This is a genomic window from Thalassobaculum sp. OXR-137 (assembly GCF_034377285.1).
Lineage (GTDB): Bacteria > Pseudomonadota > Alphaproteobacteria > Thalassobaculales > Thalassobaculaceae > Thalassobaculum.
This window is the reverse complement of the sequence record NZ_CP139715.1, coordinates 342042-365958: the sequence shown is the minus strand read 5'-3', so window position 1 is coordinate 365958 and position 23917 is coordinate 342042. Positions and strand designations below refer to the sequence as shown.

The 23917-nt window shown below is 67.9% G+C and carries 22 protein-coding genes and 1 riboswitch; of the genes, 7 read left to right on the top strand and 15 right to left on the bottom strand.

The window, feature by feature from the left end:
- Positions 1 to 154 precede the first annotated feature (154 nt).
- The 3 genes from T8K17_RS01720 to T8K17_RS01710 form a co-directional block, all read right to left on the bottom strand.
- Complete coding sequence (locus T8K17_RS01720) at positions 155 to 967, bottom strand: glucose 1-dehydrogenase (protein ID WP_322332814.1); 813 nt, start codon at positions 965 to 967, stop codon at positions 155 to 157.
- Positions 968 to 1001: 34 nt separating this feature from the next.
- Positions 1002 to 1556 (bottom strand): carboxymuconolactone decarboxylase family protein, encoded by a 555-nt coding sequence (locus T8K17_RS01715; protein WP_322332813.1) that lies wholly within the window; start codon positions 1554 to 1556, stop codon positions 1002 to 1004.
- Between the two features lie 225 nt (positions 1557 to 1781).
- The gene (locus tag T8K17_RS01710; RefSeq protein ID WP_322332812.1) at positions 1782 to 3245 is read right to left on the bottom strand and encodes an amidohydrolase family protein; all 1464 of its coding nucleotides are present in this window, start codon (positions 3243 to 3245) and stop codon (positions 1782 to 1784) included.
- A gap of 222 nt (positions 3246 to 3467) precedes the next feature.
- On the opposite strand from T8K17_RS01710, the gene T8K17_RS01705 reads away from it, so the two are divergent.
- From T8K17_RS01705 to T8K17_RS01695, 3 genes are all read left to right on the top strand, one after another.
- Positions 3468 to 5582: a hydantoinase/oxoprolinase family protein gene (locus tag T8K17_RS01705; RefSeq protein ID WP_322332811.1), complete on the top strand. Its 2115-nt coding sequence runs from the start codon at positions 3468 to 3470 to the stop codon at positions 5580 to 5582.
- An 11-nt stretch (positions 5583 to 5593) separates the two neighbouring features.
- Positions 5594 to 7288 carry a hydantoinase B/oxoprolinase family protein gene (locus tag T8K17_RS01700; RefSeq protein ID WP_322332810.1) on the top strand — a complete coding sequence of 565 codons (1695 nt, stop codon included), beginning with the start codon at positions 5594 to 5596 and terminating at the stop codon, positions 7286 to 7288.
- Positions 7289 to 7367: 79 nt separating this feature from the next.
- Positions 7368 to 7769 (top strand): hypothetical protein, encoded by a 402-nt coding sequence (locus T8K17_RS01695; protein WP_322332809.1) that lies wholly within the window; start codon positions 7368 to 7370, stop codon positions 7767 to 7769.
- A gap of 32 nt (positions 7770 to 7801) precedes the next feature.
- Here T8K17_RS01695 and T8K17_RS01690 read toward each other — a convergent pair whose 3' ends face one another.
- The 5 genes from T8K17_RS01690 to T8K17_RS01670 all read right to left on the bottom strand — a co-directional run bounded on the left by T8K17_RS01690 (position 7802) and on the right by T8K17_RS01670 (position 10862).
- Positions 7802 to 8056 carry a hypothetical protein gene (locus T8K17_RS01690; RefSeq protein ID WP_322332808.1) on the bottom strand — a complete coding sequence of 85 codons (255 nt, stop codon included), beginning with the start codon at positions 8054 to 8056 and terminating at the stop codon, positions 7802 to 7804.
- Between the two features lie 128 nt (positions 8057 to 8184).
- The gene (locus T8K17_RS01685; protein ID WP_322332807.1) at positions 8185 to 8424 is read right to left on the bottom strand and encodes a hypothetical protein; all 240 of its coding nucleotides are present in this window, start codon (positions 8422 to 8424) and stop codon (positions 8185 to 8187) included.
- Between the two features lie 152 nt (positions 8425 to 8576).
- Entirely contained in the window at positions 8577 to 8831 is a 255-nt protein-coding gene (locus T8K17_RS01680; RefSeq protein ID WP_322332806.1) for a hypothetical protein, read from the bottom strand.
- A gap of 13 nt (positions 8832 to 8844) precedes the next feature.
- Positions 8845 to 10176, bottom strand: a complete 1332-nt coding sequence (locus T8K17_RS01675; RefSeq protein ID WP_322332805.1) for an aspartate aminotransferase family protein — start codon at positions 10174 to 10176, stop codon at positions 8845 to 8847.
- The gene (locus tag T8K17_RS01670) at positions 10173 to 10862 is read right to left on the bottom strand and encodes a class II aldolase/adducin family protein (protein ID WP_322332804.1); all 690 of its coding nucleotides are present in this window, start codon (positions 10860 to 10862) and stop codon (positions 10173 to 10175) included. Before T8K17_RS01670 ends, T8K17_RS01675 begins: the two co-directional genes overlap by 4 nt.
- A 92-nt stretch (positions 10863 to 10954) precedes the next feature.
- On the opposite strand from T8K17_RS01670, the gene T8K17_RS01665 reads away from it, so the two are divergent.
- Positions 10955 to 11542 carry a PAS domain-containing protein gene (locus tag T8K17_RS01665; protein WP_322332803.1) on the top strand — a complete coding sequence of 196 codons (588 nt, stop codon included), beginning with the start codon at positions 10955 to 10957 and terminating at the stop codon, positions 11540 to 11542.
- Here the strand turns inward: T8K17_RS01665 and T8K17_RS01660 are convergent.
- The 4 genes from T8K17_RS01660 to T8K17_RS01645 all read right to left on the bottom strand — a co-directional run bounded on the left by T8K17_RS01660 (position 11517) and on the right by T8K17_RS01645 (position 16239).
- The gene (locus tag T8K17_RS01660) at positions 11517 to 12533 is read right to left on the bottom strand and encodes a C-terminal binding protein (protein WP_322332802.1); all 1017 of its coding nucleotides are present in this window, start codon (positions 12531 to 12533) and stop codon (positions 11517 to 11519) included. The two genes, T8K17_RS01665 and T8K17_RS01660, sit on opposite strands and share 26 nt — an antisense overlap.
- 239 nt (positions 12534 to 12772) lie before the next feature.
- Positions 12773 to 14239 (bottom strand): RimK family protein, encoded by a 1467-nt coding sequence (locus tag T8K17_RS01655; protein WP_322332801.1) that lies wholly within the window; start codon positions 14237 to 14239, stop codon positions 12773 to 12775.
- A complete protein-coding gene (locus T8K17_RS01650; RefSeq protein WP_322332800.1) occupies positions 14240 to 15454 on the bottom strand; it encodes a GNAT family N-acetyltransferase/peptidase C39 family protein in 1215 nt (404 codons plus the stop codon).
- A 38-nt stretch (positions 15455 to 15492) separates the two neighbouring features.
- Complete coding sequence (locus tag T8K17_RS01645; RefSeq protein ID WP_322332799.1) at positions 15493 to 16239, bottom strand: hypothetical protein; 747 nt, start codon at positions 16237 to 16239, stop codon at positions 15493 to 15495.
- A 194-nt stretch (positions 16240 to 16433) separates the two neighbouring features.
- Here T8K17_RS01645 and T8K17_RS01640 point away from each other — a divergent pair, with 194 nt between their 5' ends.
- Positions 16434 to 18443 (top strand): methyl-accepting chemotaxis protein, encoded by a 2010-nt coding sequence (locus T8K17_RS01640; RefSeq protein ID WP_322332798.1) that lies wholly within the window; start codon positions 16434 to 16436, stop codon positions 18441 to 18443.
- A 69-nt stretch (positions 18444 to 18512) separates the two neighbouring features.
- Here T8K17_RS01640 and T8K17_RS01635 read toward each other — a convergent pair whose 3' ends face one another.
- Genes T8K17_RS01635 through T8K17_RS01625 form a run of 3 tightly spaced genes read right to left on the bottom strand, consistent with a single transcriptional unit; the run spans position 18513 to position 21525 of the window.
- Entirely contained in the window at positions 18513 to 19580 is a 1068-nt protein-coding gene (locus tag T8K17_RS01635; protein WP_322332797.1) for a M48 family metalloprotease, read from the bottom strand.
- Positions 19577 to 19957 (bottom strand): hypothetical protein, encoded by a 381-nt coding sequence (locus T8K17_RS01630; RefSeq protein ID WP_322332796.1) that lies wholly within the window; start codon positions 19955 to 19957, stop codon positions 19577 to 19579. The genes T8K17_RS01635 and T8K17_RS01630 overlap by 4 nt, the downstream gene beginning before the upstream one ends.
- Before the next feature lie 38 nt (positions 19958 to 19995).
- A complete protein-coding gene (locus T8K17_RS01625; protein WP_322332795.1) occupies positions 19996 to 21525 on the bottom strand; it encodes a CHASE2 domain-containing protein in 1530 nt (509 codons plus the stop codon).
- A 139-nt stretch (positions 21526 to 21664) separates the two neighbouring features.
- A riboswitch (TPP riboswitch) is annotated at positions 21665 to 21761 on the top strand.
- Between the two features lie 71 nt (positions 21762 to 21832).
- On the opposite strand from T8K17_RS01625, the gene T8K17_RS01620 reads away from it, so the two are divergent.
- Together T8K17_RS01620 and T8K17_RS01615 are read left to right on the top strand one after the other, a co-directional pair.
- On the top strand, positions 21833 to 22978 hold the full coding sequence (locus T8K17_RS01620) for an ABC transporter substrate-binding protein (protein ID WP_322332794.1): 1146 nt from the start codon (positions 21833 to 21835) through the stop codon (positions 22976 to 22978).
- Positions 22979 to 23005: 27 nt separating this feature from the next.
- Complete coding sequence (locus T8K17_RS01615; protein ID WP_322332793.1) at positions 23006 to 23896, top strand: branched-chain amino acid ABC transporter permease; 891 nt, start codon at positions 23006 to 23008, stop codon at positions 23894 to 23896.
- The last annotated feature ends 21 nt before the right edge of the window (positions 23897 to 23917 follow it).

Below are 23917 nucleotides of genomic sequence, written 5' to 3'. Positions count from 1 at the left end.
CCCACGTCGTGAGATCCGGCGTTGACGGTCGTCGTCGACCGCAACGCGACCACACTCCCGAGCGGATGTCACCCCTTCTCCCGCTAAGGTCACCGAGGGCGGACGCGGATGCACAACTGGGTTGTGCCGGCGGCCGACAGGGGGCTGCGCCGGCCTATCCGCGCACCGATGTCAGGCCGCCATCCACCGGCATGATCAGCCCGGTGACGTAGCCCGCCTCGTCGGAGGCGAGGAACAGGGCGGCATTGGCCACGTCCCAGGCGGAGCCCATGCGGCCGAGCAGGGGGACGCGGGCGTTGCGCTCCCGGCGGACCTCCTCGCGGTCGATGTTGCGCTCCCGCGCCCGGCGCTCGATCGCCATCGGCGTGTCCATCAGACCCGGCAGGATGGCGTTGGCGCGGATGCCGAACTCGGCGTTTTCGACGGCCAGATGGTGGGTGAGGGTGTTCACCGCCCCCTTGCTGGTCTTGTACGCGACGCCGCTGCGGGCGGTCGGCTCCGTCCGGCCGCTGATCGAGGAGGTGGAGGAGACGTTCAGGATCACGCCCGAGCGCTGGTCGCGCATGACCGGCAGCACATGCTTGCAGGTCATGACCATGCCCTTGAGGTTCATGTCGAACAGCCGGTCCCAGACCTCCATGTCCATCTCCGGCGTCGGCCGGTCGCCCAAGGACATGCCGACATTGTTGTGCAGGATGTCGATCCGGCCGTAGCGCTCGACGCAGGCGGCCGCCATGGCGCGGCAACTCTCCTCGTCGGTGATGTCGGCCTGGAAGGCGGAGGCGGTGCCGCCATCCTGGGCGATCATCGCGACCGTGTCCTGCGCCGAGGCCAGGTCCTTGTCGACGACCAGCACCATGGCCCCTTCCTGTCCGAAGCGCAGGGCGACGGCGCGGCCGTTGCCCAGGGTTTCGCCCGGCTGCTGTCCGCCGCCGACGACGATGGCGACCTTGTCCTTCAGGCGCATGCCCGTTCCTCCCGGTTGATCGTGTTCTTGTGGTTCAGGCCGGGAGCGGGAACTGCTCCAGCCAGGGGGCGTAGTCGTCCTCCACGTCGATCTGCAGGCTGGCGAGGATCCGAACCACCCCGCAGTAGAAGCCGATGGTGACGATGAGGTCGACCAGATCCGCCCGGTCGATCCCGGCTTCCAGGGTGGCGTAGGCGGTGTCGGTGACCGCCATCTCGGTGACCATCTCGCGGGCGGCGCGCAGTACGGCGGTCTCCAGCTCGGGGAAGCCGCCGCTGCACTCGGCCTCGGTCTCGCGGCTGATGGCGTGGATGTCCTCGGCACTGACTCCGAACTGCTCTACGCCGAGGCGGCAGTGGTGGGAGTATTCGTAGGGGCTGCGGGTGAGGTAGCCGACCTGGATGATGGCGAGCTCGCGCAGCCGAGGATCGAGGCCGCTGCCGTAGCGGATATGGCCGCCGATGGTGCCGAAGGCGCGGGCCATGCCGGGGCTGTTCGCCAGCGCCCGGTGCAGGGTGATCGGTCGCTTCAGCAGATCCTGGTCCTCGGGCGCGAGGTCGTCCGGCGTGAGATACGGAACGCGGGCCATGCGGTGGTTCCTCCCAGGGGTTTTATCGCGGAGCGCCTCTTGCGGGCGCCTTTTGGGGCATTCTTCGTGTAGAGGCCCTTCGACACGCCCCCGGATCAAGTCCGGGGGCTGCTCAGGGCGAGGTCTAAAATTTCGCCCTTCGACCTCGCCCCGAGCAGGACCCCGGCGGTTAGCCGGGGGCCGTGTCGAAGGGCCGGGGATCACGCGAAGGGCTGGGTTAAGGCCTCACAGGCTCTCCCGCGTCTCGAACACCATCGGGGCCATCTGGTCGACGGTGCGGCCGGCCCAGTCTCGGGTCGGGATGCTGGAGAACGAGCGTTCCTGTGCGGCCTGCAGCTCGTCCAGGGCGGCGCGCAGGTCGATGGTCGTCACCGCGCCGTCCTTCACCACCTGGTTGCCGTCCACGAACACGTCGCGGATGCCCCGGTCGGTGGCGGCATAGATCAGCGAGCGGATCGGCTCGCGCACCGGCATCATCGACGGCGCGGTCAGGTCGACGCAGACCAGATCGGCGCGGCAACCGACCGCCAGCTTGCCGATATCGTCGCGGCGCAAGGCCCGGGCCCCGCCGACCGTGGCGGCGTTGAAGATGTCGGAGGTGTTCAGGTCGTCCACCGTCTCGGCGATGGTGCGGGCCACCGTGGCGACGTTGCGCATCTCCTCCAGGAAATTGTGCGGATAGGTGTCGGTGCCGATGCCCATGTTGATGCCCTCGCGCACATAGCCGCCGAAGGTGCGCAGGGTGATGCCGCGGCGCATGAACACGGTCGGGCAATGGGCGACGGTGGTGCCGCTGTCGGCCAGCAGGCGCAGGTCCTCGCGGGTCGACCAGTGCACCCAGGGGTGATGGTCGAGGAAGATGCCGTGGCCGATGATCGCGTGCTCGCCCAGCACGCCGATATCGCTCATCCACTGCACCGGGGTGCGGCCGTGGCGGCGGATCATCTCCTGGAACTCGTTCACCGACTGGGCGGCGTGGGTCTGCCAGGGCAGGTTCCGTTCCTTGGCGTAGTCGAAGCTGTCGCGCAGCAGGTCGGCCGAGCAGGTGTCGATCTGCGCCGGCGCCATCATGCCCATCAGGCGGCCCGAGGGGTGCTGGTTGGCGAGGTCGATGGTGCGCATCGCCTTTTCCATCCCGGCCCGTCCGCCCCCGGTCTCGTCCCAGTCGTACTGAAGCTGGTGGCCGTCATTGGTGTACCATTTGGCGTCCTTGAACATCGGCGCCACGCAGGCGCGGATGCCGGACTCGGCCAGCACGTCGAGCCAGGCGTCGAACGGGAAGGAATAGTCGACCACAGTGGTCACGCCGCTGGTCAGCAGCTCGGCCATGGCGACCCGCAGGCTCGCGGCCAGCCCCTCGGGGTCGTTCTCGAAGATGGTGAGGAACTCGTAGAGCGAGGAATGGAAGAAGCCGGGGCTGCGGATCTCGTCGGTCACGCCCTTGCGCAGCGGCTCGCTGGTCGGGTGCGAGTGGATGTTGACCAGGCCCGGCATCACCATGCGCTCGGAGCCGTCCATCTCCACATCGACCTCGCCGGTATAGCGGCCGCCCACCTGGGTCACCACGCCGTTGGCGAAGACCACGTCTCCCCCCTTCAGGTAGACGTGGCGGCTCTCCTTGGCGTCCCAGGCGACGATCCAGGCGGCGTTGCGGATGACGGTGGTGCCGGGGGCGGACGGACCGCTCATGGGGAACTCCATTCTGTGGGGCGCGGCAGCCGGGGAGGCGGGCGCCGGGAAACGGGCGGGGTCGGCAAGGAGTCTAGCCCCACATGCGCGGCGGCCGAAAGACCTCCAAATCGACGTTAGGGACGCTTCTCGCGCATACAGGCGTTGACGTGGCGTCCAATCGTGGGAACGATCCTTCTCTTCCAAAATGCTGCACCGCAAACTCAGGATCGATTGTCTGCCATGGGCGCTAACCCCCAGTCCGTTCGTCTTGCCGTCGATGTCGGCGGCACCTTCACCGACGTGGCCCTCGAGATCGGCGACCCCGCCGCCGACGGCCGCCGCGTCACCTCCAAGGTCCTGACCACGCCGCGGGCGCCGGAGCAGGGGGTGATCGACGGGGTGGAGAAAGCCGTCGCTGAGGCCGGGATCGCGCCGGGCGACGTGACCCTGATCATCCACGGCACGACGCTGGCCACCAACGCGCTGATCGAGCGCAAGGGGGCGAAGACGGCGCTGATCACCACCGAGGGTCACCGGGACTCCGTGGAGATGGCGCAGGAGAACCGGTTCGAGCAGTACGACATCAACATCGACCGGCCGGATCCGATCGTCCCGCGCTACCTGCGCTGGTCGGTGCGCGAGCGCATGAACTACCGCGGCGAGGTGCTCATTGACCTCGACGAGGACAGCGTGCGCGCGCTGCTGCCGCAGTTCGAGGCGAACGGGGTTGAGGCGGTGGCCATCGGCCTGCTGCACTCCTACGCCAACGGGGCCCATGAGACGCGGGTGGCCGAGATCATCGCCGAGGCGCGGCCGAACCTGGCGATCACCCTGTCCTGCGAGGTCTGCCCGGAAATCCGCGAGTACGAGCGCCAGTCCACCGCCTCGGCCAATGCCTATGTTCAGCCGAAGATGGCCGGCTATCTGCGCAAGCTGGAGGACGAGATGCGGTCGCGCGGCTTCGGCTGCCCGTTCCTGCTGATGACGTCCGGCGGCGGCCTGACCGACCTGGATACCGCCGTGCGCTTCCCGATCCGGCTGGTCGAGTCCGGCCCGGCCGGCGGCGCCATCCTGGCGACCGAGATCGCCAAGGAATGCGGCCTCGCCAACGTCGTCTCCTACGACATGGGCGGCACCACGGCGAAGATCTGCCTGATCGACAATTACGCGCCGCAGATGACTCGCACCTTCGAGGTGGCCCGGGTCTACCGCAACATGAAGGGGAGCGGCCTGCCGGTGCGCATCCCGGCCATCGAGATGGTGGAGATCGGTGCCGGCGGCGGCTCCATCGCCCATGTGGACAGCATGGGCCGGCTGCAGGTCGGCCCGGAGAGTGCCGGCTCCGAGCCGGGCCCGGCCTGCTACGGCCGCGGCGGCGAGCGGCCGACCGTGACCGACGGCGACGTGGTCATGGGCAAGGTCGATCCGGCCCGCTTCGCCGGCGGCTCCGTGGCGCTTGACGTGGCCGCGTCCGAGAAGGCGGTGGCGACCGATGTCGGCGCGCCGATGCAGTTGGAAGGCCGGCTCGCCGCTTTCGCGCTGGCCGAGATCGTCGACGAGAACATGGCCAACGCCGCCCGCGTCCATGCCATCGAATGGGGCAAGGACATCTCCGCCCGCGCGATGATCGCCTTCGGCGGCGCCGCGCCGCTGCATGCCGCCCGGCTGGCCGAGAAGCTGGCGATCGATACCATCGTGGTGCCGACCGGCGCCGGCGTCGGCTCGGCCATCGGTTTCCTGCGCGCCCCGGTCTCCTACGAGGTGGTGCGCAGCCGCTACCTGCTGCTCTCCGACTTCGACGCCGGCTCGGTGAACGCGCTGCTGACCGGCATGTCGGACGAGGCCCGCGCCATCGTCAGCGCGGCGGCCGCCGGGGTCGAGCTGTCCGAGACCCGGGTCGCCTATATGCGCTACTCGGGTCAGGGTCACGAGATCACCGTGCCGCTGCCGGAAGGCGACCTGACCGCCGCCGACGGCGACGCGATCCGCAAGTCCTTCGAGACGGAATACGCCAAGCTCTACGGCCGCACGATCCCCGACGTGGAGCCGGAGATCCTGTCCTGGACCCTGACCGTCGCCGCCCCGATCGCGCCGGCGCCGGAACCGGTGGAGGCCGCGTCGGGTGCCGGCACCGCCGCGCCGATCGACAGCCGCGTGGTGTTCGATCCCGACCTGCAGCGCGATGCCGACTACGCCATCCATGCCCGCACGGACCTCGCGCCCGGCATGACCGTGGCCGGCCCGGCGCTGATCGTCGAGGACCAGACCACGACCGTCGTGACGTCGACCTTCAATGCCAAGGTGGACGGCCTCGGCTACCTGATCCTGACCGCCAAGCACAAGACGGCGGCGTGAGGAGAATGACCATGAGCACCAACCGTTCGGCCCTCGACCAGATCCACATCCAGATCCAGTGGAACCGTCTGCTCTCCGTCGTGGAGGAGCAGGCCCAGACCCTCGTGCGCACGGCCTTTTCCACCTCCGCGCGGGAGGCCGGCGACATCTCCGCCGGCGTGTTCGACACCGACGGCCAGATGCTGGCCCAGGCGGTGACCGGCACCCCCGGCCACGTCAACGCCATGGCCGCCTCGGTCGGGTTCTTCCTGGAGGTCTACCCGATCGAGACGATGAAGGACGGCGACGTCTACATCACCAACGATCCGTGGAAGGGCACCGGCCACCTGAACGACATCACCGTCGTCACCCCGACTTTCCTGGACGGCAAGCCGGTCGGTCTGTTCGCCTGCACCTCCCATGTGGTGGATATCGGCGGCCGCGGCTTCGGGCCGGATGGCCGGCAGGTCTACGAGGAAGGGATCAACATCCCGATCATGCCGCTGGCCCGCGAGGGCGAGGTCGATCGCGGCCTGCTGCACCTGATCAAGGTGAACGTCCGCAACCCGATCGAGGTGGAAGGCGACATCTACTCCCTGATGGCCTGCAACGAGGTCGGCGGGCGCCGGCTGGTGGAGATGATGCGCGAGTTCGGCATGGCCGATCTCGGCGAGCTCGGCCGCCACATCATCGACAGCTCCCGCGCCGGGATGCTGGAGGAGATCGGCAAGCTGCCCAAGGGCACCTACCACAACTCCATGCGGATCGACGGGTTCGAGAGCGAGGTCGACCTGGTCGGCTCGCTGACCGTGTCCGACGACGGGATCGACATCGATTTCGAGGGGACGTCCGGCACCTCGCGCTACGGCATCAACGTGCCGCTGACCTATACCCAGGCCTATGCCAGCTTCGGCGTGCGCTGCGTGATCGGCGGGTCGATCCCGAACAATGCCGGCTCGCTCGGCGTGATCCGGATCACCGCGCCCGAGGGCTCGATCCTGAACGCCCCGCCGCCCTGTGCCGTGGCCGCCCGCCACGTGATCGGCCAGATGCTGCCGGACGTCATGCTCGGCTGCCTGAACCACATCATCCCGGACAAGGTGCCGGCCGAGGGCACGAGCTGCCTGTGGAATCCGGTGCTGCTCGGCGGCCGCGGGATCGTCGACGGCGATTACGGCGACAGCCGGCCCTTCGCCATGAACACCTTCCACACCGGCGGCACCGGCGCGCGTCCGGGCAAGGACGGCATGGACGCGACCTCCTTCCCGTCGGGCGTGCGCAACACCCCGGTCGAGGTGAACGAGACCATCGCCCCGCTGATCTTCTGGAAGAAGGAGTACCGGACGGATTCCGGCGGTGCGGGCACCTATCGCGGCGGCACCGGCCAGGTGATGGAGATCGCCCATGCCGACGGCAGGCCGTTCGCCATCTCCTCGATGTTCGACCGGGTCATCCATCCGCCGCGCGGCCGTAACGGCGGGGCGAACGGGGCGACCGGAAAGATCTATCTGAAGTCCGGCCCGAAGCTGCAGGGCAAGGGACGCCAGACGATCCCGGCGGGCGACACGCTGGTGCTGGAGATGCCGGGCGGCGGCGGGCTGGGCAATCCGGCCGACCGCGATGCGGCGACCCTCGCCATCGACGTGCGCGACGGCTTCGTCAGCGAGGCCGCGGCCCGCGAGGCCTATGGCTGGACCGAGCCGCAGCTTGTCGCAGGCGACGATTGAGGTCTTGTCGCTCGCCGCTGAGTTGCGGATAACCGGTGGCGGGGCGTTCTGGGGAGAGCGCCCCGCTGACGGAGCCGGAATGGCGGAACTCGACTGGATCTACGATGAGACGCGGCGGCTGATCCAACTGACCTATACGGGCCCGTTGACCGTCGACGACATGATGCGATCCCGCACCGTGCGCCGGTCGCTCGGGTTGCAGCCCGGCACCGTCCGGGTGCTGGTGGACCTGCGCTACGCCGACCTGAGCGAACTCACCGCGGCGGCCTTCAAGTCGATGGAGACGGAACGCGTCGAGCGGATGGGCGGTCACGCGGACCGCGCGGCAGGCGTGTTCGGACGGGAGACCGATCTCGGCATCGCCGAGCTCTGGGCGGATTATCGGAACCGGTCGGCGCCCGGCTGCACGAGGATCTTCATGAGCAGGCGCGAGGCGATGGCCTGGCTGTTTTCCAACGAGTGGACGCCGCGCGACGTGTGAGGCGGTGGTCTGGCCGCGGCGACGAACCGCTCTTAGACCACAATGTTGAGAATGGACCCGCGCGGTGCGTTGGGGTTGAGCAGACGCACCTGATCGGCCGTCCGCTCCAGGTCGAATTGCCGGCGCTCGGTCTCGTCCAGCGGTTCCGCGAATACGGTCTCCTGCGGCCGCTCGGTGCCGGCGCGGGACGCACGGGCATCCGCCCGACGCTCCGAGGCGTCGGTGACTGCGCCCCGCTGGCCGTCGAGCGGGGGAAGAACCGGTAATCCTGTGGGGCCGATCGCCATGACCGTTGCTCCCGGTTACAAATCATTTTCTGATAATTTTATATAATTTGCTTGAATGTGGTTTCAAGAAGATTCGGCCGCACGGCGCGACCGCGGAAATTTCCAGGGAAAATGAAGGTCTTGGGCGGTCAGGCCAGGATGTCGACCACCTTGGCGCGCTGGCGGTTCAGTGCCGCCCGGCCGGTCTCGCGGATGTAGTCGAGGCGTTCGATCAGATCCATCTCGGCGACATCGCCGGCGGGCCGTCCGCGGACCAGGGGCTGTTGGGCGGGTTCGTTCGGCACACCGCTACCGTCGCCGGCGATCCGGACCTTGTCCGGGCTGGCGATATGCGAATCCCAGATCGGCGCGAGCAACCCGCTGATCATGGAGCTGTGACACCGTCGTTGAACCTACGATGTATATGGCATATCGCGGCGTGAATCGCAAATTCGATCCCGAAATGGCAAAATGGGATCGCATTCGTAAAGTGTGGTTACGGATTGGCGTTAAGGCCCGGTAACCATGCCAGGCTTGGCGCTCACCGCGCGCTTCCGTCGTCCGGCGGCAGCAGCTTCGATTTGAAGCGCTTCGCATAGCCGAGCGGATCGTCGGCGAAGCTGCCGCCTGTCGAGGTCTCGCGGGCCGTCTCGATGATGTGGCGGCCGGCATTCTCCACCGTCGGCCGGGCGCGGCGGGCCGCCTCGCCGGCGATCTCGGCCGCTTTCGCCCGCAGACGGGGGTCGGACGCCGCCCGCCTTACGGCTTCGCGGGCCAGTCGCGCGAACAGGCTCATGCCACCCTCTCCCTCATGCCACGCTCTCCTCCGCCAACGCCGCCTCGATCACGCCCCGACGGCTGTCCAGGAACTCCTCGAAGGCGGCTGCAAGCGTGTCGAACGCCGCCTGGTCCATCGGCAGCGACAGCACCATCATGCCCCGTCGGGCGGTGTAGATGCCGCCCTGGATCAGATCCAGGTGCATCAGGTCGACCAGCCGCCGGTTGCGCCGCCCCGCTTCCGGCGGAGAGGTGGGGGCGGTGCGCCCGGCATGCAATGCCATCATCGAGCCCCGCCCGGTCATCGCCAGCGGCAGGCCGCGATCCTCGATCGCCTTCTGCAGGCGGGCCCGCATGGCGTCGCCGTCGGCGTTGAGGGAGATCGCCCGCTCCGGCGTGTAGACATGGGTCAGGCCGGCCAGCCCGGCGGACATGGTGAAGACGTTGTTGTTGAACGTCCCGGCATGGGGCCAGGCGCCCGGCTGGCGCGGGTCGAACTTGGCCAGGATGTCGGCCCGGCCGCCGAAGGCGCCGAAGCTCAGCCCGCCGCCCAGATACTTGCCGAGGGAGATCAGGTCCGGGGTGATGCCGAGCAGACCGTGCAGGCCGGTCGGCGACAGGCGGGAGGTCATGACCTCGTCGAAGATCAGCAGCGCGCCGGTCTCCTGGGTCGCACTCCGCAGCGCCTTCAGGAAGGCCTCGGACCCGGGCAAGCAGCCGCCGGACCCGGACATCGGCTCGACCAGCACCGCGGCCAGCCGGTCGCCCTGCTCGCGGATCAGCGCCGCGCTGCCCTCGGCGTCGTTGTAGTCGCCCATGACGTAGTCGAACGGCGCGTTCAACGGCGAGCCGGAGAAGTACAGCACCCCGCCGTGATAGCCGCCCTTGAACACCATGACCCGGTCGCGGCCGGTGAAGGCGCGGGCGGTGGCCAGCGCCATCATGTTGGCCTCGGTGCCGGAATTGGTGAAGCGCACCCGCTCCAGCGCCGGGAAGCGGTTGACGATGGCCTCGGCCAGCCGCGCCTCCTGCAGGGTCGGCCCGCCCAGCACCCAGCCGTCATCGGCTGCCTGCTTGATGGCGTCGCGGATCACCGACTCGCTGTGGCCGTAGAGCCCGGCGGTGTATTCGCCCAGGTAGTCGACATACTCGTGCCCGTCCACGTCCCACAGCCGGCAGCCCTCGCCCCGGGCGAAGCGCAGGGGGTAGGGGTGGTAGTGCAGGACGGTGCGGGTGTTGCCGCCGGGCATGGCGGCCAGCGCCTGCTCCTGGATCGCGGCGCTCTTCGGATTGGCGGCGGTGAACCGCTCCGCCGCTTCGGAATAGGCGGCTTCCAGAGTCGCGTTGCTGCCTGCACTGCTCATGCCGTCCCCGCTTTCTTCGCGTCTACCGCGCCGTAGCCCATGGTTCCGAATTTCTCGCCGACCCGCGCGATCTCGTCGTCGGGCAGGATCACCGGCTTTCCGACCTGCAGGGTGCGCCAGTACATGGCCGCCAGGGTCTCGACCTCCACGGCCAGGGCCAGCGCCTTCTTCAGGTTGGGGCCGATGGCGATCATGCCGTGATTGGCCAGCAGGCAGGCCTTGCGGTCCTTCAGCGCCTCCAGGGCGGTGTCCGACAGTTCCTGGGTCCCGAAGGTCGCGTAGTCGGAGCAGCGGATGGTGGAGCCGCCGGCCTGGGCGATCATGTAGTGGAAGGCCGGGATCTCCATGCGCAGGCAGGCGAGCGTGGTGGCGAACATGCCGTGGGTATGAACGATGGCGCCGCAGTCCGGCCGGGCACGCATGATGTCCAGATGGAAGCGCCACTCGCTCGACGGCCGCCGGTTGTCGGAATGGCTGCCGTCTAGTTTCATCGTGACGATGTCCTCCGGCGCGATCTCCTCGTAGGGGATCGAGGACGGGGTGATGAAGAACCCGTCCTCCGGATTTTCTGACACCCGCACGCTGGCATTGCCGGATGTGCCCTGGTTGATGCCCAGAGCATTCATCTTGATGCAGGTGTCGATCACCTCCTGGCGCAGGGCGCGTTCGGCGGCGGACATGGGCATGGATCGGCTCCAGATCGTCGTCTCTGAAGCCGCCAGTCTACGCACGCCCGCAGCGGGTCGCCATCCCGTTCCGAGCCCTGGAGAGGGTCGAGTTGACCGCTTTCACCGGCGCGCCCACTATTCCGGCGCCGTTGGGTGTGACGGGGTGGGCGGCGGAGGATCTGTTGGAGAAGCTGGGCGCTGGTACGCCGGACGAGCTGCCGGCCTCCGTGGTCTCTGCGATCCGGACGCTGCTCACCTATTGGAACGACAAGCGCGGCACCCGGGCCATGCCCAGCCGGGCGGATTTCGATCCGATGGATGTGCCGCGGCTGCTGCCGCGCCTTCTGCTGATCGATGTGGAGGGGGTCCGCTCCGACGGCGCCGGCATCTTCCGCTACCGGGTCGTCGGCGGCACCGAGGTCGCCAATCGCGGACACAACCCCACGGGACGTCTGGTCGAGGAGGGGTTCTACGCAGAATCCCTGGAGAATGCGCTGGCCCATTACGAGGCGGTGCGTCAGTCGAAATGCCCGATCTACGACCGGGTCACCTTTCTCGACGACAGGAGCAGGCCGGTCCATGAGGACACGATCCTGCTCCCGTTCTCCGAGGATGGGACGACGGTGTCCCAGATCCTGGTCTATTCCCAGCAACTGCCCCTGGACGGGGCGTTCAAGCCTTCAGGAACGCGCCGTTGACGCAGTTCCACAGCTCGCCCGTCTCCAGGTAGCGCATCATCGTCTTGGTCGAGTTCGCCCGCGCGTCGTAGCGGCCGGCCTCGCTGTTGAAGGCGGCGTGCGGGGTGAGGATCAGGCGGTCCTTCAGCCAGTCCGGCTGTTCGGCGAAGGCCTTCACCAGCGGATCGTCCAGGCTGGCCGGCTCCACCGGCAGCACGTCGAGCCCGGCGGCGGAAATCTCGTTGTTGCGCAGGGCCTCGATGAGCGCGGCGGTGTCGACGATCGGACCGCGGGCGGTGTTGATCAGGATCGCGTCCGACTTCATCCGCTTCAGGGCGGCGGCGTCGATCATGCCGCGGGTCTCGTCGGTCAGCGGGGTGTGGATGCTCAGCACGTCGGCCCGCTCCAGCACCTCCTCCAGGCTCTCCACCCGCTCGATCTCCAGGGCGATCTCCTGGCCGCGCGGGGCGTATTTGTCGTAGCCGACGATGTGCATGCCGAAGGCCTTGGCCCGCAGCAGGGCGGCGGTGCCGATGCGTCCGAACCCGACCACGCCGAAGGTCTTGTGCCGGATCCGCCGCGGCTCGCCCCGGTTCCAGTGGAAGTTACCGGCCGGGTCGGCGGTCATGGTGCGGTGATAGGCGGTCAGCCCCCGGCTGAAGGTCAGCATCATGGCGATGGCGTGGTCGGCCACTTCGTTGGTGCCGTAATCCGGGCAGTTCGACACCGGGATGCCGGCGGCCCCCGCCGAGGCCAGGTCGATATGGTCGAAGCCGACGCCGCAGCGCACGATGATCTTGCAGTTCTTCAGCCGCGACAGGACCCGCTGGTCGATCGGCAGCACGTGCCAGACCAGCAGGGCGTCCACCTTCTCCCAGGTCTCGTCGGGGACGTCGGAGGCGTCGGCGGTGGTGTAGTGGATGAAGTCGACATCGCTCCCGGCGACCTCGCGCTCGACCCGGTGGTCGTCGTCGTGCTGGGCATCGGGAGTAAGAACGGTATAGCGGGCCACAGGCGCCTCCGGTTGGTTTCTTGCTTTGGTTGGGCGCGATGGTGGCTTGAGCGCGGGTCCGGGGCAACCCTTCGACACGCCCCCGCTGTCGCGGGGGCTGCTCAGGGCGAGGTCTGAAAATTAATCTCTGACCTCGCCCTGAGCAGCGCCCCTATGGGCGCGTGTCGAAGGGCCGTTGCCGGACTCGAAAACAGCAATCCCAGAGTAAATCCGGGACGGGGAGTGTGGAACGATTACACTTACCGCGCCTTTATGCGCGTGATGAAGCTGTCGATCAGGCGCTCGTAGAGCTTGTCCTTGAGCACCTTGTCTTCCACGCCCTGGTCGATGTTCGGGTTGTCGTTCACTTCCACGACGAACACGCCGCGGTCGTTCTGCTTCAGGTCGACGCCGTACAGCCCGCTGCCCATCAGGTTCGCCGCCTTCATCGCCACGTCGAGCACGTCCTTGGGCGTGTCCTGCACCGCGAAGGTGGCGAAGCCGCCGGATTTGCCCCGGCCGGTGGCGCCGTGGTTGTAGATCTGCCAGTGCTTCGGCGCCATCTTGTACTGGGACACGAAGAGCGGCTGGCCGTCGAGCACCCCGACCCGCCAGTCGAAATCGGTCGGCATGAATTCCTGGGCCAGGATCAGGTCGCTGTCGGCGAACAGGGTCTTGGCGATCTTCTTCAGCTCCGCCGGGGTCTCGGCCTTGAACACCCCGCGCGAGAACGAGCCGTCGGGGATCTTCAGCACGATCGGGAAGCCCAGCTCGTTCGCCGCCTTGGTCAGGCCCTTGGAGTCCAGGATTAGGGTCTTCGGCGCCGGCACGCCCTTGGCCAGCAGGGTTTCCGCCAGATAGACCTTGTTGGTACAGCGCAGCATCGAGGTCGGGTCGTCGATCACCGGCATGCCCTCGTCCTCGGCCTTGCGGGCGAAGCGCCAGGTCGGGTTGTCCAGGGCGGTGGTCATGCGGATGAACAGGGCGTCGAATTCCGACAGCCGGGCATAGTCGCGGGTGCGGATGCGCTCCACCGACACGCCCATCTTCGCGCCGACCCGCTCCAGGGCGTCCAGCGCCTTGGGATCGGAGGGCGGCATCGGCTCCTTGGGATCGATCAGGACCGCCAGCGTATAGCGCACCGGCCGCTTAGCCGACGGGTCGCGCCACTCGCGCCGCGTATGCGCGTCGAGCGCGGCGGCGAAGGTGTCGTGCTCGTCGGCCCGCAGCTCGTCGATGGTGCGCTGGCTGACGGTGCGGACATAGAAGCCCCAGGTCGCGTCCAGGGTGACCTTGACCCGCAGGATTGGCGCGCGGAACCGGTCGAACGCCTCGCGGGCGACCCGGGCGAACCGGGCGTCCTGGGTCCGGCCGAAATAGACGTCGATCGAAAACGACGCCTCCGGCGCTTCCTTCATCCTGCTCAGCGCCCGGGTCAGCACCCGCTCCACCGCGCGCACCCCGGTCCAGACCCGGCCCCGGTCCTTCAGCGCCAGGATGGTCGCCGCCGTCGGCAGCACCTTGTGGCCGCGCGCGTCGGCCAGCAGCGAGGCGTAGTAGCCCTGGCCGAGATAGACCAGGTCGCGGGACAGGTTGATGATCCGCACCGGCGCCTTGCCGGCGGATTTCGGGTCGGTGAGGTAGTCGGACGTGGCGACGACACGCAGACCTTCCGGCGCGGTCGGCAGATCGCTCGGCCGGTCGATGAGAATAACGGGCTGTGTCACTCAAGCGTCTCCGTTCGCGATGTAGACGACCGCCTGCAGGCGCGACCGCCCGAACCGCGTCATGGAGGTGAAGGCCGACCTAGGTATTGGCACATGGGTGCAGTCCATATCGGATTTCAACAGGTCCTCGTCCATATCCGGGTCATGCACCATGATAAATCTGTCGTCGACGCCGGTGACGACGACCCAGTGGGGCGCCTTCTCGGCGTTGAAGCGGTAGGAGCTGACCAGCATCAGCGGGATCCAGCCGGCGGCGATCGCCTTCTCCAGGTCGTCCGGCGTCGACCGGGTGACGTCGACCCTCACCCCGGCCTTGATCAGGTCCTTGGTCAGCATGGCCTGGACCCGCTGCAGCACCTGTTTCTTGGCCGGCGAGCGCACCGTGTCGATGAACAGGGTGCCTTCCTGGCTGATACAGACCCACGCGCGGAAACCGCGGTGATGGGCGGCGAGTGCCAGGCCGCGCGGTCCGCAGCCGCCATGGCCCGACGTCATGAAGATGGTGGTGGCCTCGCGCCAGATCCGCAGCTCCTCGTCCGGATCCGGGACGGAGCCGGGCTTCAGCGCCGCCATCGCCATCATCAGACTGGCCGGACCGCAGGTGAAGTCGGTGGTCTGGTGGATATACGGCACATGCGGGCCGTTCGAGCCCGGCACCCAATGCAGCCGCTTCTCGTAGCGCCAGCCGTCGCCGTCGTCCTCGTAGTAATGCGGCAGGACCCGCAGGCGGCGGTAGCCGAGCCGTTCGTACAGGGCGATGGCGGCGGCGTTGTCGGCGCGCACCTCCAGCCGCAGGGCGACGCATTCGTGTGCGCGAGTCACCTTTTCCGCGTGCTCGATCAGGGCGGTGCCGATGCCGGCGCCGGCGGCTTGCGGACGCACGGCGATGGAGTACAGCCGGGCGAGCGCCGTGCCCGCATGGAACAGGACGAGCCCATATCCCAGGATGATGCCGGACGCCTGTTCGGCGACGAAGAGGCTGGCCTTGGCGCGGGTCAGCATGCGGTGGAAGCTGCGCCGGGTCAGGCGGTCGCTATCGAAGCAGGCGGCTTCGATCTCGAGCAGCGCCGGGATGTCGGCGACGGTGGCCGGACGCAGGTCCGGGGCGGAGGTGGACTCCGCGCGAAGTTGGTTCATCGAAGTAGGATAGGCCCCCAGGACGGCCGGCGCATCAGGCAACGCGATGCCGGTCTCGACATTCCGCTCTTCGGCCATTCCGCGATCCGCCGCAATCGTGATTTTCGCATGGCTGGTCAGCGGTTTATGCGATCCACCGCGACCACCCGGTGGCGCACCGAATAACGCCGGTCGATCTCGCCGCGCGGGGCGATGTCCCACAGCCATTCCTCGTCGCCCTCCGGCAGGCGGGCGCCCTTGTTCGGGTCGAGCGTCGCGATCACGGCACCGCTCTCGTCCAGGATCTCGATCTCCCGGTCGGCCACCAGGCAGGTCGGGCAGGAGAAGGCGGCGAGCCAGGCGAGATGCGCCTCCCCCAGGTCGCATCCGATCCTCTCCGCCTCGGCATCGTCGCGGTGCCGGGTGGCGACCGTCGCGAGCTGCGAGATCAGGTTCACCGAGGCGACGAAGCCGATGGACGGGTCGTCCAGCCAGGCGGCGGGCGGGCGGATCTCCGCCAGCGCGTCGAGGCTCTCGGTGACGTCGTGCAGGCGGCAGACCACGTTGCCGAGACTGTCGGCCAGACGCCGGGTCCGCCGGGAGAAGGCCAGGTCCACCAGCACGACGGACCGGAACCGACCGCTCAGCGCCTCGAGCGGGACGTCGTTCACATGGCCGGCGCCGAGGATCAGGGCCGTCCCGTCCGGATCGCCGGCCTGCGCCGCCCGCATGACGGCGGCCCGCGACCGGGCCTCGTGCCCCGCCCAGGCGGCGGCGTTGCGCTGCCGGCGCGCGGCGATGGCCACGAACTCCCCGAGATGCCCCGACCGGCGCGCCAGCGGCAGGGACGGGGTGCGGATCCAATCGAATGCCTCGCGCAACATGGGGGCAAGAATGGCGCAGCCGCGACACCGCGCCTAGCCCGGGCAGCGGCGCCCCCGCTCTCCGGCGCGCGTCAGTTTTTATTATGATTCTAACATGCTGATTTAAAACAAAAAATTTTAGATATTCATAAACGGTTAACTGCTGGGAGAGAGAGTGCGCGCCGAACGAGAAGTCCCTTTTTGGAGAGTGGGAAATGGGTATCGGTAACACGATGACCAACATGAAGATCGGCACGCGCCTGACGGGGGCGTTCGGCGTCATCCTGGCGCTTCTGGCGGTCATGGCGGGAATCGTCAGTTTCAATCTGCTGGAGTCGCGCCAGCTCGTCGGTGAGTACCGCAGCACCGCAATGAATTCCAACCAGCTCAGCCGGGTGCAGGCCGAGGTCCTGACGACGCGCATCTACACCAAGGACGTGATCGCGGGGGCCAATCGCACCGTCATCGACAGCGCCCGCGCGGGCCTGGCCGCCGCGATCGGCCTGATCGACGAGACCATGGAGACGATCGTCGATCCGGATCAGGCGCGCCGGCTGAAGACGCTGCACGAGATGATGGAGACCTATGGCGCCGGCATCGACCAGGTCGTCGATCTGGACAAGCGCGCGCGGCTCCTCGAGCGCGACCTGCGGGGCCAGGCGGCGAGCCTGACCGCCGAGGTCGACACGCTGATGTCGGCGATGGCCGACGATGTCGACGCCAGCTGGACGATCTCCGTCCTGACCATGCTGTCCAACGACATCGAGGGCATGCTTGGGGCGACCCTGGAGTTCACCGAGTCGCGTAACGCCGACCACATGAAGGACGCGTTGGCCGCCAACGCGAAGATCGCCGATCACCTCGACACGCTGCGCGGCGCGGCCGATGCCGCGGCGCTGCAGCGGCTGTCGGCCACCCAGGCCGAGTTCCAGGCGGGCGTCGGGAACCTCAACGCCCTGTTCGCGCAGCGTACGGCGGCCACGGTGGGCACCCTCGAGCGGATCGGCCCGGAGGCCGCCGAGCTGATCGACACGATGCGGGACGCGTACGAGGAGATCCAGGACGGCATCGGGTCGGCGATGCAGTCCAATGTCGAGACCTCCCTGCTGGTCGCGGTGTCGGTTTCGGCGGTCATGGTGCTGCTGGGCGCGCTGGCCGCCGTCGTCATCGGCCGCAGCATCGCCCGGCCGATCATCGCGCTGACCCGTGCCATGGGCCGCCTGTCCGAGGGCGATCTGGACGCCGACATTCCGTCGACGGAACAGAAGGACGAGATCGGGCTGATGGCCCGGGCGGTTCAGGTGTTCAAGGAAAACATGATCCGCGCCAAGGCGCTGGAGGCCGAGGAAGAGCGTCAGCAGGAGGCGCGCGACCGACGGGCCGAGGCGGTCGAGCGGGCGATCCAGGATTTCCAGACCCGGATCGCCGAGCGGCTGGACGCCCTGCGCGGGGTGTCGGACGAGCTGTCCCACTCCGCGGACACGCTCACGGGCGTGGCGGCCGAGACCAAGGAGCAGAGCACGAATGCCGCGGCGGCCTCCGGGCAGACGGCGGCGAACGTGCAGAGCGTGTCGGCGGCGGCCGAGGAGATGGACTCCTCGTTCGGGGAGATCGTCGGCCAGGTCACCCGGGCCAGCACCTCGGTGGAGACGACCTCCGACCGGGCCCGCGACACCCTGATGGCGATCGAGGAGCTGAAGGATCAGTCGGAATCCATCGTCCAGGTGGTCGAGCTGATCAACAGCATCGCCGACCAGACCAACCTGCTGGCCCTGAACGCCACCATCGAGGCCGCCCGCGCCGGGGATGCCGGCAAGGGCTTCGCGGTCGTCGCCTCGGAGGTGAAGAGCCTGGCGACCCAGACCGGCAAGGCGACCGAGGAGATCGCCGAGAAGATCCGGCGGGTTCAGGCGTCCTGCGTCGCGTCGGTCGAGGCGGTGCGCGAGATCGTGGATCGGATCGAGGAGGTGAATTCGATCTCCGCGGCGATCGCGGCGGCGGTGGAGGAACAGAAGGCGGCGACCTCGGAGATCACCCGCAACATGCTGGAAGCGGCCCGGGGTACCGAGCAGCTCTCCGAGAGCATCACGCGGGTGAGCGACGCGACCGACCGCACGTCGGTGACCGTGGGCGGCGTGACCGAGGCGGCACGCCAGACCAGCACCGAGGCCGGCGAGATCAAGACGGCCATCGACCGGTTCATCCACGAGGTCCAGGCGGCGTAGCGTCTGGGGTCACGCGGAGCACCACGGAAGCAACCTCCCGGCCCGGAGGTTGCTCTCCTTTGAGCGGGCCTAGCCGCCGTAGCGCTTCTTGAGTGCCGCCCATTCGGTCGATTCCTTGAAGACCCGCCACTGGGCCAGGGCGTCCCGCATCTTGTTCATGTCGAATTTCGGCGCCTTGTAGTACTCCTTCTCGTAGAGGTTCAGGAGCTGGCGCCGGTCGGTCTGCGAGCGGGTGTGGTGTTCCTCTGAATCCGACAGGGCGGTGAGCCCGGTGGCGAAGGCGGTGCCGAGCCCCTTGAAGATGCCGCCCAGCCCTTCCTTCTCCTGGTCCTTGGATTTGTTGCGGGCCTCCAACTCGCGCTGGGTCTCGAAGACCGACGTCTCCGAGTGCCAGTCGCCGATCGTCTCCAGGACCTTGAAGGCGAGGGCGGTGTTGTAGCCGCACTCCCGCATGGCATCGATCCCGTAGAAATCGGCGTGGTCCTCGTGCCGGCGCTTCAGCATGTTCTCGAAGCTCTTGTTGCCGGCGAAGTGCTTGAAGGCGCCGACCGCCGTCCGCGCGCCGGCCGACGCATCGCTTTCCAGCATGGCTTCGAACTCGGCCGAGTTGTTGGGGTGCTGCATGGCGACGTGGCCGTACTCGTGCGCCAGCAGGAAGCCGAGCTCCAGCGGGCTGTCCAGAAGCTGGAGCGTGCCGACCGAGATCAGGATCAGCCCGCTGCGGTTCGCCAGGATCGTGCTCATCGGCTCCCCGGTCTTCGAATAGGAGGCGATCAGGTTGACGGTGACCGGCAGGTTGGGCCGCGGTCCGACGGTGGACAGGCAGTTCGCGAGGACGGCGTTCAGGTACTTGTTGGTCTTGGGGGCATCGAGAAAGACGTAGCCTTCCTTCTCCATCGCGCGCCGGTCGGCGGTGAGGCGTTGGCGCATCGCCTCCGGCCGGGCCTTCACCTCGCCGTAATGGCTCTGGAACACGCTGAACAGCCGGTCCCGTCCGATCTCCCGGGTGGTGACGGGGCCGGTCTGATTGTCGTCGCCCGGATCGGCGACGGCGCTTCCTGTCGAAAGGACCGTCGTCAGGGCCGCGCCCGCGACGAGCAGAGCGGCGACATACCTTGTGACGCGGGGGGCGGTCATTGACAGCCGCTCCCGAACGCGCGGGCGGTGCTCGAGCTCGCCTGGGTTCCCGCATTCGCGTGGCACCGCTCCTTCAGCGCGGCGGCGTCCGAGGTGACGACGTCGGCCGGGTTGATCCAGACCTTCTTGCCGTCGATCACCGCGTCGTACATGCCCATCTCGTTGAGCTGCGCGTCGAGCGGAAGCCGCTGCTGAGCGGCGGCGGCCGACAGCCGGTTCAGCTCGGCCATGGTCTCTGGCTGATACAGCGGCAGATCGTTGCTGAGCAGCTTCTCGATCACGACCTGCTCCGAGGCGGCGGGCAACGGCGCCAGGCCGATGCCGCAGAATCCGGCCAACAGCAGTATCGCCGTTCTTCTGTTCCATGATCCGGTCATGCGCGGGTCCTTCTGGTTGGCCGTGCTCGGGGCAGCAGTCACGGACGGGGGCGCTGGGGTTGCGGAGGCGGAAAGCTGAGCGACCGCATCAGGGTCTGCAGGCGGTCCTCCAGGTAGCCGAAGTACTCGGAGCTGTGGACGGACGAGATGGCGAAGACGATGGAGATGATCCCCAGCAGGTTCGCCGGCGCGATGTGGAAGGCGGCGACCTGAACCGTCGTCAGCAGGATGCCGACCATGCTGAGCATCACGAAGGACGAGAGGTCGAACAGGAAGCGGTAGCCGATCGAATGCTCTGGCCCGGGGGCGATCGGCTTCAGCACGGCGGCCCCGAAGGAGACCACCAGGCACAGCACGGTCCAGATCGTCAGCTCGAAGAGGCTTTTCAGGCTGACGCCCAGGACCTTCCTGTCCATCACGTAGTAGTCCTTGCCGAACATCAGCAGGTTTTCGAGCGCGGTGGCGTGGGTGTAGGTAGCGGACAGCGCCTCATGGGTGGGCGGCGCGGTCCACACTGTCGCGCCCTCGATCTCCGGCCCGTAGAACACGATCTTGTCGGTCAGGTATTCCGCCAGCTTGTCGTCGGGAAAGCCGCCCAGCAGATTGTCCAGCAGCAGCGTGGGATATCGCGGACAGCGTTGCAGCGTGTCCTCCGGCTCCAGCGAGACCCAGTTGATCACCTGACCGTGCCAGCTGGTGCCGACCTCCGGATTGCACCTGAACGCCTTCCAGTTGGCCTCGGCCTCCTCGGTTCCCCAAAGCAGCAGCATGGTCTCGGAGTCGAAGCTGAGGGTGACCTTGGTCTCGGAGTCCCGGCCGCGCTCCAGCTCCGATTTGGCGTTGGGGTTGGGCAGCACCACGGTCTCGGACTCAGTGCCGCGCTGCTTGGGATCGAGGAGCCGGCTGCAGGCCAGGCCCCAGGCCTCGTGGCGCTCCGGATCGCGCGGCATGCGCGCGCAATACGCACCGATCAGGGCGTTGGCCGGCGCCTGATGGGTCATCGAGCTTTCGCGCCACAGCCGGTAATCCAGGTAGTCGATCTCGTCCCGGGTCAGCCGCGTGGTCACCGGCGTCACGAGATTGGCGATCTGCGGCAGCATCCCGGAGCGGGATTCCGCCGATGTGACGAAGACCTTGATGTTCTTCCGCTTGTATTCGTTGAGCACCAGGATCAGCGGCACGATGCCCTTGACGTCCTTGTCCTTGGTGAAGAGCAGGTCGACGAAAACCGCTCTGGGCTCGAAGGTCAGGATCTTCTTCAGCACCCGGGCATGGTCGATATAGGGCATCGGCCATTTCGAGTGGGTCTCGACGAAGACATCGTCGATCAGCACCACCGCCATTTCCTGGTTCCACGTCGACGGCAGCTCGGGCCCCATCATGAAGCTGAACAGGTCGAGGGTCTTTTTCTCGGTGTATTGCAGGAAGCCGAAAGGATCGATGCTCTGGAGCGTGAGGCCCAGCAGCAGCATGGTCAGGAACCGGGCAAAATACCGCCGACGCCGGTCCGCCGGCCGGGGCGGGCTCTGCGGTGACGCGCGCGCTATCTCAGTCGTGTCCGTGTTCATGTCGCGGTCCCCCAACCCAGCCGCTTCCATCAACGCATGGACGCTGCTCCCGACAAGACAACGTTAAAAAAGAGAATTACTGGAATCAAGTGCACGTATTGTGGGATTTGACACGGGCCGGGGCAGGGCTCATGGTCGCGGGGTGATGCTGGGGTGCCTCCCGACGGGGGCTGAGATCAAACCCATCGAACCTGAACCGGGTCGCGCCGGCGGAGGGAGTCGTCACGGCGCTTGTCGATTGCCCTCCTTCGAGAACGCCGAACGCTCGGTCCCTCCCCCGGAAAGCCGTCCCGAGGAGTGAGACGCCATGCCTTTGCCTTTTGCCCGTTCCCTCGCGAGTCTCGGTGCCGCCGCCGCGATCCTGGCCGGTGCCGCGCAGACCGCCCGGGCCGACGATCCGCTTGCGGTTTCCGTGCTGGTGCCGATCACCGGCTTTCTGGCGCTGGAGGGCACCGCTCAGCGCAACGGTGCCGTCCTGGCCCTGGACAATCCGCCGGACGGGGTCGCCGTCGCCTATGACGTGGCCGACACCGCCACCTCGCCGGAAGTCGCCGTCACCGCCCTGCGCCGGGCGCTGGACCGGCAGAATCCGGTCGCCATCGCCGCGCCGATCTTTGGCACCCAGATGCTCGCCATGGCGCCGATCGCCGACCGGGCCGACGTGCCGCTGATCACCGTGTCCGGCACCGCCAAGCTGACCGAACTCGGCTACGACGTGGTGTTCCGCTTCTTCCCGACCGACGCGGTGGTGAAGGTTGCCCAGGCCCGCTATGCGGTCGAGGAGCTCGGCATGGAGAAGCCGGCGATCCTGTACCAGACCACCGCCTACGGCCAGAGCGGCCATGCCGAGCTGGTCCGCGTCCTGGCGGAACTCGGCGTCGAGCCGGTGCTGGAGGAAGCCGTCGATCCGGGCGTGAAGGACTTCGTGCCCGCCCTGGAGCGGGTGGCGGCGGCCGGGGCGGACGGTATCCTGCTGCAGCTCCACTCAGGCCCCACCGCGCTCGCCGTGCGCCAGGCCCATGAGCGCGGCTTCGCCGGCAAGATCGTCGCGGGCTCGGCCCTGCACCAGCCGACCACCGCCGCCCTGGTCGAGCCCGCCGCCCTGGCCGGCGTCTGCGCCGAAAGCGCGTCCTCGCCGATCTCCGAAAGCACGCCGGAGATCGCCGCCTTCGCCAAGGCCTACCGCGCCCGCTTTCAGGCCGAGCCCGACGCCTTCGCGCTGGCGCAGTATGACGGCATGAACATGGTGCTGGCGGCGCTCGCCGACGGGGCGCGCACCGCCTCCCAGGTCAGGGACTGGCTCGCCGGGCACCGCTACCAAGGGCTCGCCATGGAGTATGTCTCCGACGGCACCGGCAACATGGCCCATGACGCCATCATCCTGTGCTACGACGGGCAGACGCGGGTGCCGTCGGTGAAGAAGCGCTACGACAACGTCGACGGTATCCGCTGACCCGGTTCTCGCTGATATAATGCGGGCATGGTGGAAACGGCTCTCCAATTGCTTGCGACGGCGCTCGCGCTCGGCTCGGCTTACGCGCTGACAGCATTAGGTTTTGTGCTGATCATCAATGCCGTGGGTGCGGTTAATTTCGCCCATGGCGACCTGGTGATGGCCGGCGGATTCGCGGCAGTCGCGCTGGCGAGTCTCCTGCCGGACGGCCTGCCGGTTCCGGGGCTGATCCTGTTGCCGGCGGTCCTGGCCGCGATGGCGGCCGGCGGCGTGCTGCTGGCGGCGGTCGCCTACGTGCCCTTGCGCCGGGCGCCGCCGGTCTCGGTGTTCATCTCGACCATCGCCGTGGGCCTGATCCTGCAGCACGCGATCGCGCTGGGTGCCGGGCCGCAGCCCCGTGTCGGTCCTCCGCTGGTGGGGGGCGGCATGGTCGAACTGCTGGGCGCGGCGCTGTCCTACCAGCAGCTCGCGACCATCGCCGTGGCGGGCGTGCTCTGCGCGGCGGTCCACATTCTGCTGCACCGGACCCGGTTCGGCCGGCGGCTGCGGGCGGCGGCGCAGGATCCGGAAATGGCCAGGGCCTGCGGCATCGACCTGCGGATCACAATCGGCGCCACCTTCGCTCTGGCCGGGGCGCTGGCCGGCGGCGCGGGGTTGCTGCTGTCCAACCAGTATTTCGTGACGCCGACCGACGGCGCGGGTTTCATGCTGAAGGCGTATATCGCCGTGGTGGTCGGCGGCTGGGGCCGGATCTGGGGAGCGGCACTCGCCGCGCTGCTGATCGCCGTGTTCGAGGTGATGGTCGCCGCCGCGGTCTCCTATCTGGTGGCCGAAGCGATGCTTTATCTCGGGGTGCTGGTCCTGCTCATGCTGCGTCCCCAGGGTCTCTTCGGCGAGGCCGAGGGGCGCCGGGCATGAACGGTCCGCAGTGAGGGTGGA

Excerpts from the sequence above, each read along its gene's own strand:
- T8K17_RS01720 (WP_322332814.1), bottom strand. The coding sequence starts at position 967 with ATGCGCCTGAAGGACAAGGTCGCCATCGTCGTCGGCGGCGGACAGCAG.
- T8K17_RS01715 (WP_322332813.1), bottom strand. The coding sequence starts at position 1,556 with ATGGCCCGCGTTCCGTATCTCACGCCGGACGACCTCGCGCCCGAGGAC.
- T8K17_RS01710 (WP_322332812.1), bottom strand. The coding sequence starts at position 3,245 with ATGAGCGGTCCGTCCGCCCCCGGCACCACCGTCATCCGCAACGCCGCC.
- T8K17_RS01705 (WP_322332811.1), top strand. The coding sequence starts at position 3,468 with ATGGGCGCTAACCCCCAGTCCGTTCGTCTTGCCGTCGATGTCGGCGGC.
- T8K17_RS01700 (WP_322332810.1), top strand. The coding sequence starts at position 5,594 with ATGAGCACCAACCGTTCGGCCCTCGACCAGATCCACATCCAGATCCAG.
- T8K17_RS01695 (WP_322332809.1), top strand. The coding sequence starts at position 7,368 with ATGGCGGAACTCGACTGGATCTACGATGAGACGCGGCGGCTGATCCAA.
- T8K17_RS01690 (WP_322332808.1), bottom strand. The coding sequence starts at position 8,056 with ATGGCGATCGGCCCCACAGGATTACCGGTTCTTCCCCCGCTCGACGGC.
- T8K17_RS01685 (WP_322332807.1), bottom strand. The coding sequence starts at position 8,424 with ATGATCAGCGGGTTGCTCGCGCCGATCTGGGATTCGCATATCGCCAGC.
- T8K17_RS01680 (WP_322332806.1), bottom strand. The coding sequence starts at position 8,831 with ATGAGCCTGTTCGCGCGACTGGCCCGCGAAGCCGTAAGGCGGGCGGCG.
- T8K17_RS01675 (WP_322332805.1), bottom strand. The coding sequence starts at position 10,176 with ATGAGCAGTGCAGGCAGCAACGCGACTCTGGAAGCCGCCTATTCCGAA.
- T8K17_RS01670 (WP_322332804.1), bottom strand. The coding sequence starts at position 10,862 with ATGCCCATGTCCGCCGCCGAACGCGCCCTGCGCCAGGAGGTGATCGAC.
- T8K17_RS01650 (WP_322332800.1), bottom strand. The coding sequence starts at position 15,454 with ATGGCCGAAGAGCGGAATGTCGAGACCGGCATCGCGTTGCCTGATGCG.
- T8K17_RS01645 (WP_322332799.1), bottom strand. The coding sequence starts at position 16,239 with ATGTTGCGCGAGGCATTCGATTGGATCCGCACCCCGTCCCTGCCGCTG.
- T8K17_RS01640 (WP_322332798.1), top strand. The coding sequence starts at position 16,434 with ATGGGTATCGGTAACACGATGACCAACATGAAGATCGGCACGCGCCTG.
- T8K17_RS01635 (WP_322332797.1), bottom strand. The coding sequence starts at position 19,580 with ATGACCGCCCCCCGCGTCACAAGGTATGTCGCCGCTCTGCTCGTCGCG.
- T8K17_RS01630 (WP_322332796.1), bottom strand. The coding sequence starts at position 19,957 with ATGACCGGATCATGGAACAGAAGAACGGCGATACTGCTGTTGGCCGGA.
- T8K17_RS01625 (WP_322332795.1), bottom strand. The coding sequence starts at position 21,525 with ATGAACACGGACACGACTGAGATAGCGCGCGCGTCACCGCAGAGCCCG.
- T8K17_RS01620 (WP_322332794.1), top strand. The coding sequence starts at position 21,833 with ATGCCTTTGCCTTTTGCCCGTTCCCTCGCGAGTCTCGGTGCCGCCGCC.
- T8K17_RS01615 (WP_322332793.1), top strand. The coding sequence starts at position 23,006 with ATGGTGGAAACGGCTCTCCAATTGCTTGCGACGGCGCTCGCGCTCGGC.